This window comes from Leptolyngbya sp. Heron Island J (assembly GCF_000482245.1).
Lineage (GTDB): Bacteria > Cyanobacteriota > Cyanobacteriia > Phormidesmidales > Phormidesmidaceae > Leptothoe.
Map to the genome: position 1 here is coordinate 1 of NZ_AWNH01000093.1, position 13528 is coordinate 13528.

A 13528-nucleotide genomic window follows, 5' to 3' on the forward strand; every position below is an offset into this window, starting at 1 on the left:
GGGCGCATCTGAAGGTTCGGGGAACCGGTAAACCCAATTTGCGAGAATAGAAGTAGAAAAAAGGCTGCCCGAACCTGGGCAAGCCCTCATAAAAACTCACTTCTATGTTAGCGTCTCCCTCAAAGGAGTGTCCTGACCCATTAGACTGGTCAGGTCTCTTCGACCGTCTTCAAAAGAGTCAAACCCTGGCCGCTATTGTCTTGTGTGCGTGGCACATCGGGCTATATGTTGCCCGTACCTTGGTAGAACAACAGCTGAACGACCGAGCTCAGGTCCCGACTGCGTGGGGAACCTGTTCTGTGTGTGGTCATCGCTTGCATAGTAAAGGCTTCGCCGCGCGTCAAATGTTAACGCTGGTTGGTCAAGTGCACTGGCGACGACGGGTGGGGCGATGCCCTCAAGGGTGCCGAGGCAGTCAATCGATTCCTTTCGATACGGCCTTGGGCATTGATGCGTATCAGCAAACATCCGTAGAGTTGGTGCGTCTGGGCTGCTTGCTAGCGGTCTTTGTTCCCTTTGAGTTAGCCACCTGGCTGTTATCCCAACTGAGTGGACTCCACGTCAGTGATGATAGTCTGTGGCAGTGGGTACAACACTATGGACAACAAGCCATGGGGCAGTGGACGCAGGAGGTTGAACGCTGGCAGCACGGTCACGCACCACCCCGTGAATCTTTGAGTGATGAGGTGGCGGCCATGCCGTTGTTAATTGCGGCAGATGGGGTCACTGTCCCCCTGCGACCACAGTCAGGAACACCCCGAGGAAAGACTCGCTGGCGTGAGGTCAAAGTCGCCCTGCTTGCTCGATTGAGTCATCGTCTCAATCGAAATGGTAAATCGGTCACTCGGTTGCAACAGCGGCGATTAGTAGCAGTGTTGGGAGATCTTGAGAGCCTCAAACCTCGCTTGCAATTAGAAGCTGTTCGACAAGGGATTGAAACTGCGCCTCACGTGGTTTGGTTGAGTGATGGGGCCAGGGGCTTTTGGCGATTGTTCGACACCTGCTTTGCTCACATGGCCACCGGCATTCTGGATTTTTATCATGCCGCTGCCCATCTCTGGCAAGCGGCTGAGGCTTATCATGATGGCAACCCAGCACGCACCCCACAGATGTGGTTCGAGCGACTGCGCCATCAGTTGCGCCATGGCTATGTACATCGCATTCTCGACGAGCTGCACTGGCTTATCCGCTCACCCAATACTGCCGCCTCAACAAAACCCATTCTGCAGAGAGTTCACAACTATTTCAAGACGCATCAAGCGCATGTTCAGTATCGTTTGTTTAAGCACCAGGGGCTACCGATAGGCTCTGGTATGGTTGAAAGTGCCTGTAAATGGCTGATTCAGCAACGGTTTAAAGGCGTGGGGATGCGCTGGAGTGAGCCGGGCCTCAATCATCTACTCGCGCTGAGAGTTGCTTGGGTCAATCAGCGATTTGACGCTCTCTTCGCTCAACACTCTTTGGCATTACCTTGCATCTCCCCGAACCGCTAGATGCGCCCCTCTGCAACCTATTGGATTGACACCAATTATCGGTTTAGTTATCTTCAGCTCATCAGGGGCATGAATTCATTTGTACTTATTGAGGAAATCAAGAGTGTCTAAAAACAAGAAAACCAAGTTAGAGCTGCTTCTCAACATCCTTTCTGATTTTGAATGGCACTGGAACGACGAACTTGCTTCAAAAGTGAGTTGGCGCTTTGGTGCAACAATCAAGGAAGCCCGAGATAAAGGTCATCAGATTGAAACTGATCATGATGGGCGGAAATGGCGTTATCGTCTAATTCCAGCATAGCGCTCTTATAAGTTAAGGCTCTTCACTATCTGCAATGAAGAGCCTTACAAAGAGGGAGGCAAACGAAAAGCTTTCGGCATTAAGTTCAGGCATAGGTAGTCTCAACCCCCTTCTCGCAAGGCTGGCCAAGTCACCAAACAACTGATTGAAGTCAAAGCATAACCTTCTACAAATGCTTCCCTCTCCCTAGATTGCCTATCACTTTACTGATACCCAAGAGGACCTACGATGATAGTCCAAATCCTGCGACAAAAATTATGATAGACCAATATCATCAGATGATTGGGTCTGGTATTTTGGCGGACCGGGATCACATTGAACAAAAATGATCAAAATGTCGTTATGCCATTAACCCAAAATGATCATCACAACCAACAATCCCGTAGGGGCGGGGTTCTCCCGCCCAGTGCAAAAAACATCGCCTTTGCCAATCGGTTGCAATAGGCATGATAAATATGTTGTGCAAATCATCACATTGGGCAACAGAAACCTGTTTCACGATTGGAATGGGAATTTTGGGAATGTTGCGTGCATTTGAATCATCATTTTTTGCGTGATGGTTGGAATGGGAATTTTGGATATGTTTCGTGCATGCTGCATTGGGCGAGGGGACCTCGCCCCTACGTATGGTTTGGACTATGGCATACAATTCTGAAATTCATCATCGGCGGTCTATTCGGCTAAAAAATTATGATTACCGCCAATCGGGGGCTTACTTTATTACAATCTGCGTACAAAACCGTGAATGTTTATTCGGTGGGATCGAAAATAGGCATATGATGCTCAATCAATACGGCAATGCAGTCACACAGATTTGGCAACAGGTACCTCATCACTTCTCTAATGTAGAAATTGATGCAGCTATTGTTATGCCTAACCATTTCCACGGGATTCTCATCCTTCAAAATCCTTCAACTGTTGCGCCTTCAGCGCCAGATACCACATCATCAGCCACAGGCTCAAAAGTTAAAAATCCTACACTAGGTCAGGTTGTTGCCTATTTTAAATATCAAAGCACCAAACACATCAACAATATGCGTAGTGCATGCGGCATTAAAGTATGGCAACGTAACTATTACGAAAACATTATTCGGAACGAAGCTTCCTTAGCGAGAATTCGAGCATATATCGCAACAAATCCAGAAAAATGGATAGCGGATCAACTACATTCAAATTGTTTATCTAAATGGTAATCATCGCTTCATCATGACCGTTCAAATCCTGCGAAAAAAATTTACGGTAGGCCAATATCACCAGATGATTGAATCTGGTATTTTGACAGACCGCGATCGCGTTGAACTTATTCAAGGAGACATTATCGAAATGTCATCCGTAGGTAAAAGACATGCAGCTTGTGTTGATCGCTTGAATGAACTTTTTGTATTGAAGCTAGCCACTAAATCACTCATCCGAGTACAAAGCCCAATACGTCTTAGCGATAACTCTGAACCTCAGCCCGATGTATCTATCCTGAAACGCCGTGATGATTTCTATGAAGGTGGACATCCTACACCAACCGAAATCTGGGCATTGATAGAAGTCTTTGACAGCACCATTGACTTTGATCGAGAAGTCAAAATTCCCATTTATGCTCAAGATAACATTTCTGAAGTTTGGTTAATCAACCTAAACGATTCACTAATCGAGTGCTATCGACAGCCATCATCTACCGGCTATCAGCAGCTACAAATCTTTAATCGGGGTGAATCTCTCACATTTCAATCATTTCCCAATATTGCAGTCAATGTAGACCACATATTTAGCTAAACCTATTTAGCCCACACTCACTGAAGTTTTCACATCCTAGGAGGTCCACAATGGAGCATCCTGCTAATTCTGATGTTTCAAAACAACAACCATCACAAAATAACTCTGCTGCTGAGATAAATACTGACACTTTTGATGCCAGTTTTCTAGATGGAGATTTTGGTGCTGAAGAAGAAAGTAACCGTACGCTAGAACCTACTGCCAAAGAACTATTAACTCTCAAGCTTCTACAAGAAGCCATTCAGACGCAAAATTCTGATGATATAGTGATGCAGGATTTTGCAACCATGGTGCTGCCAAAATTGTTGAAATATACAGTGGGCGTAACAGCCAAAGGAGGCAAGTTTTTTGCCGAGTATCTAGATCGAGTCGTAAACCCAAAGCGTTTAGCAGAGGGTAAATCCCCCATCCGGCGTGACAATGCGGCTGACCAATCACTGAATACCCACTTACTAAATGGGCTTTTCCCCGCCAACCTAATTGAAAAACGCTTAGAGCAGCTAGATACAACCGTCAAACGTGTTGTTCAAGAACAGGAGCGACGGCTATTGATCTCAGGATTTATCCTGCACGATTTTGAGAAGTTTGATTATGATCTAATCCCTGGAATGCCAGAGGCTTTCAGGGCAATCCGACGTGAGCCAGCACAAGATATTCGTAAGGGCTCTATCACAGAACATCGAGCTGTTGTAACAGTGTTGGTTGAGACATTAGGCTTAGCAGACTTTATCTGCCCTAATCGTTCCGAAGAATGGACACAATATCTAGATGATCTGCTATTTCTGGCTTATAATGCCCAACGAAAAAATGATACAAACCTGAATTTATCAGAGTATGGTCTTAATCCCACACTGAGAGATCGTACTCTACGTTGTTTGGCCGACCTTACTTGCCTGGCCGACCGCCTAGCCTCTGTTATCAAGCATCCTCAAGATGCTGAGAATACAGGTATTAATGGCATCATTCACAGTGTCAGTGATGGCAAACTCAAGTTTACCTATCATGCCATAGCAGAGAATCGTGGAGTACTCACTAACGTAGTTAACAACGCTCTGATGGAGGGGCACACAGCCTTAAATACAGCTGAACAAGAAATCTATACTCCGCTGTTATACCTACCTACAGGTGTTATTTATCTAGCAGAACGAGATGCGCCTACTATCGATGCAGATACGTTACCTAATCGAGTTGTCGATACCATTAAAAAACTTTGTGCTGGGCAGCTGCGTCTACGTCAAACCGGGTTTGGTCGCGACGGCAAGGGCATGAAATATGCTGACTACTACAATCTGTTTTTTGATGACCTGGGCCTAATGCAGGTGGCTCTAGACGCCACATTGCGTATTCTAAATCCCAATAAAGGATCAGTGGCTAGCAAACGTAGCGAGAACCTGCGTGCTTTTCAACAACGTAACGTGCTGTCTGCCGATTATGACTTCACCTTTACCGACGATATCCGCATTGATCAGCTAGCTGAATTTGGCGATCTCATAAGCCGTAAAATCTGGGGTGAGCGGGTTAAACAATTAGAACAAGTAATTAAGGAACGCACGAAAGCACGTAAAAAACAAAAAGATTTGCCAGAACTACCTGCTATCGATGATGCGGTATTGCCTGTTAACATTGTTCGCCAGGTAGCTGAGTCTTGGCAACTTTCGGACTATTTACCTCAAATTCGAGAAATCCAACGCATTAATGAAACCCTTAAGGAACTTAAGCTAAAAGGTAATACCGGAGGAGTTCCCTACGAATGGTATTTTCTGGCGGCAAAGTTCTTAGAACAAAATCCTGGTATTGAAGATTTACGGCAAACCTGTCTTAACCTAATCAACCACGTTACCCAACTCACTCAGCCAGTCGTTGAACAATATCAGGTGTCCGATGGGTGGGATGACATTCGGCAATGGGTAAGTAATGTGGTGATATTACCGGGGTATGCGCAAGAAACCTCAACACAGACAGACATTTTCTTGAAAGAGTTAGCCTACTACACCGCCGCCAAAAAGCCTAAGCGAGGTGTCCAAAAGATCTGCTCTATCTCTCATTCCCCCTATTCAGTCAATGAGCAGATGGAATCAGCTGTTTTATTCACACCTCAGGTTTACACCAATAAGCAACATCTAGGCGGGTCCAATGCTAAGCGAAATATTTCCAGCATTGCAGGTATTGAGATGATGCTACGGCAGATTCTTATGAATCAAACCCAAGCCGTAGGCAAACGGTTTGAAGATGGTAAATACCGTTATCTCTACTTCTACCCAACCTATTATTTCACTCCAGAAACCAATTCATTTTTACACAAGGCTTATAGCAACATTGCCCAAACCCGCTTTGATACCAGTATCCGAAACCACTTCATTAGCAAACAGCTGAAGGCCAACTTTAGTCGAGAACGCTACCAAACTGTTGATGCTTTTCTAATGGAAGAAGATCTAGTTCAGCGTAAGCAATTGCCTGATGACGATCCCAACTTCAAACGAGACAGAACCTTCAAGCTGGCCTATCCAGAAGACAAACCCCTTACCTTTTACTTCATGGCCCTGCCTCCAGGACGTGACAGCACCGATACTGAATCCTGGGTGATGCCAAGCTGGCTGGCCTTTGCCTTCCCCATGATTTTGGATGTTAAGACAGTTGTCTCTGAATCTCCGATTCCACCCTTTACCGATGGAGCTGAATTTGAAGAAAGTGTCTTTCTTGATAGTGCTCCCCATGCCTTCCGCACCCTGATTGGCCAGGATCGGTTTCGGCTGGACTCTATCCTTGATGGCTGGACTGATGAAAGTGGGATCAAGCGACCTGCACCGCTTAATACCTTGACAGCAGCCTATGCCATACATATGGATGTCAACGCCAAGCAGGGTAAGGGCGGCTATGACGCTAACTGGGGACGATTTACAGAACTGGCCAAAGATATCGAAACCAGCCCTCTTTATGTCTTTTCTTATTTAGCGAAATGGAGTAGAGGACAGAAAGCTGATTCCCCTAGTGCTCAGAAGATCAGGCTCTATGCTCACCACTTCTATCCATGTTTTGACCCCTATGCACCGTACAACCTCACAAAGGAGACTTGGGACTTGAAACCAGAATCATCGCTCAATCACCCCAAAAAACTGACCGATTTATATCGAGAGTTCTATCGAGCCAATAAACGCTATAACCCTAAAGCCAATGCAGTACTCAAACCAATTGACATCGCCGCTGATACTATCCTAAAAGCTGAATCTAGCATGTTCCACGACGAGGCTCTTGTTGCTGTCGTAGCTGCTGAAGTATTTAAGCTGATGGACCGGGTGCATGCGTCAACGGCGGAAGGTCGTTGGATAATCAGTAAACGTGAGGAAGAACGTCAAAAAGTTCTTGACTTTGCCCGCTATTTTGTTATCGATGTATTCGAGAAGGCTTTTGCGGGTGATCGCGCTCGTCTAGCGGGACGTCAGATTAATCTGATTCGAGACACGTGCGAGTTCCTTTATCGATTAGAACAGGACAAAGAAAATCAGGAGCTTAAAGCCAAAGAAGATAATAACGGCGCAGCTGATTAGCATCTACATCAGAAAAACAACCAAATTCACCCTACATAAGGACTTCAATAATGACTCTTCTAAAAACAATTGACCCTAAGTTTTTTCACACTGAGATTCCCTACAAGCCCATGGGTAAGTATGCTCATTTTCTAACAGTACGCGTTACTGAATCTTATCCACTCTTTCAGACTGATGGAGAACTTAACAAAGCACGGGTTCGAGCAGGCGTTGAAGATAAAAACACAATCAGCCGCCTATCCATGTTCAAGCGCAAGCAATCTACACCAGAACGTTTAGTAGGGCGTGAACTTCTCCGAACATATGGTTTTGTTGAACCAGAAGAATGCGAATATAACGTAGCTTTTGCCATGGATAACCCGGATTGCATTATTTATGGTTTTGCCATTGGTGATTCAGGCTCTGAGAAATCAAAGGTTGTTGTAGATACTGCATTCTCGATCACCTCTTTTGATGAATCTCACGAAACCTTTACTCTGAATGCTCCTTTTGAAAACGGTACTATGGCCTCTAAAGGAGAAAAAGGTTCAAAGCCTGGCGAAGTTACTAGCCGTATCAACCAGCAAGATCATATTCGTCCGCAGGTCTTTTTCCCAAGTATCGTTACCCTCAAAGATCCCACAGAGGCTAGCTTTCTATATGTCTGCAACAATATTCTAAGAACCCGACACTATGGAGCCCAAACCACCCGTACAGGCCGTGTTCGTAATGAGCTAATTGGTGTTGTGTTTGCTGATGGTGAAATTGTTAGTAACCTTCGTTGGACCCAAGCTATTTTCGATCAGATGAAAGCCAGCGGCACTCTTAAGGCTCCCGACCCACTTGATGAAGATGATGTTGCACAGGCAGCCACAGCCGCAATTCAGTCTTTAATGGAGGATGAATTCATTGTGCATACCGATTTCATCGGAGAGAATTTTCAAGACTTACTAGCTGAAGTCAAAACTTTAACCGCGAGTGAAGCAGGCATTCATTCCATCCTGAAACAAGCTGATGATGAAACCAAAGCCTATGCTGAAAAGCACATTGGCAAGAAAAAGGCTGCAGCGAGGTCATAGTCATGCCTAATATCTACCGTTGCACCCTAGAGCTACATGACAGCCTCTACTACGCTACACGGGAAATAGGACGGCTTTACGAGACAGAACCTGTGTTGCATAACTATGCACTTTGCTATGCTTTAGGCTTAATAGATAGCAAGAAATACGCCACGACTGTATCTGACGAAAAAGCTTATCGCTATTTTTGTCCAACACAGGTGCCTATGTACGAGGAACATTTAACTCCTCTAAATCAGCAAGGCATTTATGTCACGCCAGCCAGAGCCGTTCACCATACAGCTGTGCTCCACACTTGGAAATATGCGGACAACCGCTATCACGTTGAGATGAAAAAGACCCAGAAGAATATTCCCAGCTTTGGACGTGCCAAGGAAATTGCGCCTGAAAGTCAGTTTGAATTCTTTGTTATATCTGCCAAATCTCTTACGTTTCCTCAATGGATTCGATTAGGCAAGTGGATGAGTAAAGCCAAGGTTGAAGTTAAAGAACTACCCAAACCTCAACAAAACTCAACCAAAGAGTTTACCTTTCCCTATCCCCTCAATCCATTGGATGTCATGTTTACTAATCAGGTGTTGAGCTATGACACCATCAACATGCCACCTGTTAGCCTCATCCGTAATGTACGGATGGCAGGAGAGTTTTACTCATTTGAAGGCTTGAAAGAGACCCTACAGCTTCCCATTCAAATGGAATATCGATTTAGCTCATAACACTCTCATACTAACGACCAAACCCACCACCTCGTTTTTTCTTCTTTTTCGGAGTTTTTGCTTCACCCACCATAGCAGCAAACCCACGTTGGTCTTGTAAAAACAATCGGCGAGCCCGCTGCTGTTGATATACCTTAACCTCTTCTGCCAACGGATGTTCTGGATCAATGACCAGGTGTGTAATCGAAGCTCCCACAACCTCCTGATCTGTCACCTTACCTTGAAGCATACACGTAATGCCCCCTTCATCCCCTCCATAAAATACCTTTTCCACCGTGTAATACTCATCCCTCATCGGCTTTCCCTGAGCCTGCATGTTTTTAAGTAAGCGTTTGCCTGGACGCACCCTGAAAGGAATACTCGCTTCCAATCGGTTATTCAGCGAAATAGCAACGTCATAGTCATCGATCAACATACTCTCAACCACCCCACACTATTTGTTTACAGTTTACCGAATCCCATGCCACATAGCCTTGTCCTCAACCTATTACCTGAGTCGCCGATCCCCCCTGGTTTTACCTCAGGGAAAAATCTCCACGGCCTGTTTCTCAACCTCGTCAGTTCCGTTGATGTGGATCTAGGCAATGAATTACACCAAAATCAGGCCAATAAAGCCTTTACCCTCAGTCCCCTACAGGTGAGTAGATGGGTGGATGGGAACCAGCGTAAGCGTCCCCCTAAGCCTATTCCCAAGAAACCAACTCAACTTACCCATCCACCCTCTCGCCAATCCACCCCATCACTCCATCACCCATCCACCCCTGCTCTCCACTGGACCTACCGCAAACCTATCATCCCCGGCACCCCTTGCTGGTGGCGCATTTCCCTGCTCGACGATGACCTATTTGGACGGCTGAGCCAACTCTGGCTAAATCTGAACCCAGAACACCCCTGGCATCTCGGTCCGGCAAACCTCCACATCACCAGCATTTTGGGTACTCCCCAAAGCACCCAACCCTGGGCTAACTTTTGCAATTATCAACAACTGTATGACCAAGCTTCGGACAGCACACGCAAACTCACCCTCCAGTTCCACACACCTACTGCCTTCCGACAACGTGGCCAGGATTCTTCCATGCCCACCGCTCACCGTGTTTTTCAAAGTCTGCTACGCCGTTGGAACCACTACAGCGGCCTAGAATTTCCTACCGATAGCCTCGAATGCCTGCAAGATAGCCAGTTCAATGTGCGAACTGAGATCGCCAGCGATCCACGCCAACAATTTCAAAACACTGGTGCCAGGGTTAATCCTTGTAATCAGTTCACAGGCTGTGTAGGAACTGTTACCTATCGCATCTTGGGGAAAGTAGAACCAACAACTATTAAGCAACTCAACACCTTAGCTGACTTTGCTCTCTATGCTGGTGTTGGCAGAAAAACCCCAATGGGTATGGGAGTTACCCGACGTATTTCTTAAATCCTGTAAATTCACTAGACCACTGATGTGTTTGCTCTTTTTGGGAAGGGCACAGAGTTGCTATGTCATTAATTTAGGAGACTATTGTGATTGAACCACTCTGCATAGGGGTACTTGTTTTATATTTTTTCACCCGCACTGTCTTTGCTCGTCCCCCAGCTAAATCATTAGAACAACAACTGAGTGAGACAGTAACTCAGTATCTCAAGACAGGTGTCAAAGTTAGGATCGAGACGGATGATCGAGGCTGATTATATTCCTATCGCTGCCCTCAATCAATATGCCTATTGCCCCCATCGCTGCTGGCGGATGTTTTGCGCTGGTGAGTTTATCGATAACCAATACACCATTGAAGGTACTGGTCTCCACGATCGGGTTCACACACTTGGCAGTAACCACCGAGATACGACCTGGCAAGTGCGAGCCATCTGGCTCAAGAGCCAACGATATGGCCTGATCGGTAAATCTGACCTGATCGAAGAAAGTGATGGTCAGCTGTATCCAGTGGAATATAAGCGAGGGCAGCGCGGTGATTTTGATAACGATGCCCTACAAGTGTGTGCCCAGGCCCTGTGCCTGGAAGACATGACTGTAAACCCGGTTACTCAAGGTTTTGTGTACTATGCCCACTCCCATCAGCGGCAGCCAGTGCCGCTTACACCGGAGCTGAGAGAAGCTGCGATCGCAACCATCCAGGCCGTCCGCACTCTTCTCACCACCGGCACCATGCCATTGCCTGTATATACCAAACGCTGCCGTGGCTGTAGCCTCTACCGTCAGTGTTTGCCCCAGGCGAGTAAGAAGGTGAACCGTTATCGAGAAAGAGAATAGGGAGTAGGGGAGTAGGGGGGGTAGGGGAGTAAGCCATCACCCCGTTACCCCATCACCCCATCACCCCATCCACCCTCATACCAAACCAACCATGGGAACCGTCTACATCTCCACCGACGATGCATTTATTGGCAAAACCGACGAACGCCTAAAAGTACGAGCGAAAAAAGAAACTCTATTAGATGTTCCCCTCATCAAGGTGGACGGTGTCGTTGTACTGGGTCGTGCGACGGTATCACCTGCGGCCATGATTGAATTGTTAGAGCGCAAAATCCCCCTCAGTTTTATGACGGGAACGGGACGATTTCTAGGACGTTTGGAGCCTGAACTCAACAAAAATATTTTTGTGCGTTCGGCTCAATGGCAAGCAGCTGGTGAAACACCTCGTTCTGTCCATGTTGTACAGGGGTTTATCCGTGGCAAGCTCAAGAATTATCGCGCCATGTTACTGCGGGCTCAGCGGGAAGGGATAACTAACCTGCAATCAGGTATTACTCGTTTAGAGCAGGCAATTAAGCCGATTGATCAAACCTCTATCATCGATGCATTGCGCGGGTTAGAAGGAGCAGGTAGCGCGGCTTACTTTGGATTCTTTGGTCGGTTACTCCGTAACGAGGAATTTACCTTTAAAACGCGTAATCGTCGTCCGCCGACCGATCCGGTTAATGCATTGCTTAGTTTTGGTTATGCTCTGCTGCTCCATGATATTCAGGGTGCGATCAACATTGTTGGATTTGATCCCTACCTGGGCTATCTCCATACCCAGCGCTATGGTCGTCCGTCCTTAGCGCTTGATCTGATGGAAGAGTTTCGTCCGCTTGTGGTAGATGCCATGGTGCTATCGGCTATTAACCGTAAGGCACTGACACTTGATGATTTTTCTGATGAACCGTTAAGCCATGCGGTTTCGCTTACTGATGAGGGTCGTCGTAAGTTTCTGCGGCTTTATGAGCAAAAGAAACAATCAAAATTTAAGCATCCGGTGATGGGACGACAATGTACCTATCAAGAGGCGTTTGAAATCCAAGCCCGTCTGCTGGCTAAATATCTCATGGCCGAAACAGACCAATATCCCCCACTCATTCTCAAATAATTTAATCCCTTCACCCATCCACCCCTTTCCATGCACGTTGTTGTCACTTACGATATTTCCGAGGATAAACGCCGCACCAAAATTCATAAAATTCTGACATCCTATGGCCAGTGGATGCAGTTTAGTGTATTTGAGTGTAGTCTTACAACAACTCAATATGCAAAATTACGCAATCGTCTGAATCAGCTGATTAAGCCTGAAGAAGATAGTATTCGGTTTTATTTTTTATGTGAGTGTTGTCAGAAAGAGGTTGAACGTATTGGTGGGGAAACAGTTCGAGACAATACTGTATTTTTTGCTTAGAAACTGCACGCGGATGGGTAGGTGTTTGACGTGGCTGACGCTGAAATCTGTGGGATTGACCGATATGTAAAGGTTACAGTGCTCTTTACAGGTTTAAGGGTTCGCGCAAGGGACTGTCCATAATTTTGTGTAAGCGATCTATCATCCATGTACATTAGGAGATCGCCTCATGGCCCGTAAGAAGAAAGAACCGAATCGCGTTGATGAATTACTAGACGAACTACTGGAAGACTGCGCCACCCCTGAGGATATTTTGGGCGAGTCGGGTCTGATGAAGCAAATCAAAAAGCGCCTGGTGGAACGCGCCTTAGCGGGAGAACTCAATCATCATCTTGAATCGAGTCCAGCGGATGAGCAGCCAAGAAATAGTCGCAATGGCAGCTCGAAGAAAACGGTGCAATCGGAGGACGGTGAACTGGAACTGTCCATCCCTCGCGACCGCAACAGCAGCTTTGAACCGATACTGGTGCCCAAACATCAGCGTCGATTAGCCGGACTCGATGAAAAGATCTTGGCGCTGTATGCCCGAGGGATGAGCACTCGTGACATCAGTGCCCAGCTCAAGGAATTATATGGGGGAGCCACGATATCAGCGTCGGTGATTAGCGAGGTGATTGATACCGTTAGCGACGATGTCAAAGCCTGGCAGGCCCGTCCCCTCGACGAGCTCTACCCAATCGTTTATCTCGATGCCCTGTACGTGAATATCAAAGTGTCAGGCCGTGTAAGCAAACGAGCGGTGTACGTGGTCCTGGGCATTGACCGAGAGGGCGAGAAACAACTGCTGGGTCTATGGATAGGCGAAGCCGAAACCGAGGGTGCTAAATTCTGGTTGAAAGTGCTCACCGACCTGAAAAATCGAGGATTGAAGGATATTCTGATTGCCTGTTGCGATGGGCTTAAAGGCTTTCCCAACGCCATCGAAGCGGTGTATCCCAAAACGCAAATACAGCTCTGCATTGTTCATCTGATGCGCAACTGCATGAAGTATGTCCCTTGGAAAG

Annotated in this window: 13 protein-coding genes; 12 read left to right on the forward strand and 1 reads right to left on the reverse strand. The window is 46.6% G+C overall.

Going from position 1 to position 13528, the window contains the following annotated elements:
- Positions 1-104: 104 nt before the first annotated feature.
- The 7 genes from N836_RS64130 (at position 105) to cas5d (ending at position 8880) form a co-directional block, all read left to right on the forward strand.
- Positions 105-1493, forward strand: coding sequence for an ISKra4 family transposase (locus N836_RS64130; RefSeq protein ID WP_023071473.1), 1389 nt, complete (start codon positions 105-107; stop codon positions 1491-1493).
- Between the two features lie 103 nt (positions 1494-1596).
- The gene (locus tag N836_RS64135) at positions 1597-1794 is read left to right on the forward strand and encodes a hypothetical protein (protein ID WP_023075351.1); all 198 of its coding nucleotides are present in this window, start codon (positions 1597-1599) and stop codon (positions 1792-1794) included.
- A 638-nt stretch (positions 1795-2432) separates the two neighbouring features.
- On the forward strand, positions 2433-2987 hold the full coding sequence (locus N836_RS64140; protein ID WP_031293829.1) for a transposase: 555 nt from the start codon (positions 2433-2435) through the stop codon (positions 2985-2987).
- Positions 2988-3000: 13 nt separating this feature from the next.
- Positions 3001-3561 carry a Uma2 family endonuclease gene (locus N836_RS64145; protein ID WP_023075353.1) on the forward strand — a complete coding sequence of 187 codons (561 nt, stop codon included), beginning with the start codon at positions 3001-3003 and terminating at the stop codon, positions 3559-3561.
- Between the two features lie 50 nt (positions 3562-3611).
- On the forward strand, positions 3612-7106 hold the full coding sequence (gene cas10d, locus N836_RS64150; RefSeq protein ID WP_023075354.1) for a type I-D CRISPR-associated protein Cas10d/Csc3: 3495 nt from the start codon (positions 3612-3614) through the stop codon (positions 7104-7106).
- Positions 7107-7156: 50 nt separating this feature from the next.
- Positions 7157-8164 (forward strand): type I-D CRISPR-associated protein Cas7/Csc2, encoded by a 1008-nt coding sequence (cas7d, locus tag N836_RS64155; RefSeq protein ID WP_023075355.1) that lies wholly within the window; start codon positions 7157-7159, stop codon positions 8162-8164.
- A gap of 2 nt (positions 8165-8166) precedes the next feature.
- Entirely contained in the window at positions 8167-8880 is a 714-nt protein-coding gene (gene cas5d / locus N836_RS64160) for a type I-D CRISPR-associated protein Cas5/Csc1 (protein ID WP_023075356.1), read from the forward strand.
- A gap of 10 nt (positions 8881-8890) precedes the next feature.
- Here the strand turns inward: cas5d and N836_RS64165 are convergent, their stop codons facing one another.
- Positions 8891-9295: a hypothetical protein gene (locus tag N836_RS64165; RefSeq protein WP_023075357.1), complete on the reverse strand. Its 405-nt coding sequence runs from the start codon at positions 9293-9295 to the stop codon at positions 8891-8893.
- A gap of 45 nt (positions 9296-9340) precedes the next feature.
- Here N836_RS64165 and cas6 point away from each other — a divergent pair, with 45 nt between their 5' ends.
- The 5 genes from cas6 to N836_RS64190 form a co-directional block, all read left to right on the forward strand.
- Positions 9341-10297 carry a CRISPR-associated endoribonuclease Cas6 gene (gene cas6 / locus N836_RS64170; RefSeq protein ID WP_023075358.1) on the forward strand — a complete coding sequence of 319 codons (957 nt, stop codon included), beginning with the start codon at positions 9341-9343 and terminating at the stop codon, positions 10295-10297.
- Positions 10298-10534: 237 nt separating this feature from the next.
- Complete coding sequence (gene cas4 / locus N836_RS64175; protein WP_023075359.1) at positions 10535-11128, forward strand: CRISPR-associated protein Cas4; 594 nt, start codon at positions 10535-10537, stop codon at positions 11126-11128.
- Between the two features lie 91 nt (positions 11129-11219).
- Complete coding sequence (gene cas1d / locus N836_RS64180; RefSeq protein ID WP_023075360.1) at positions 11220-12221, forward strand: type I-D CRISPR-associated endonuclease Cas1d; 1002 nt, start codon at positions 11220-11222, stop codon at positions 12219-12221.
- 30 nt (positions 12222-12251) lie between these two features.
- Positions 12252-12524 carry a CRISPR-associated endonuclease Cas2 gene (gene cas2 / locus N836_RS64185; protein ID WP_023075361.1) on the forward strand — a complete coding sequence of 91 codons (273 nt, stop codon included), beginning with the start codon at positions 12252-12254 and terminating at the stop codon, positions 12522-12524.
- Positions 12525-12693: 169 nt separating this feature from the next.
- Positions 12694-13528: IS256 family transposase (locus tag N836_RS64190; RefSeq protein WP_023071377.1), on the forward strand; the 835-nt coding region annotated here is incomplete at its 3' end.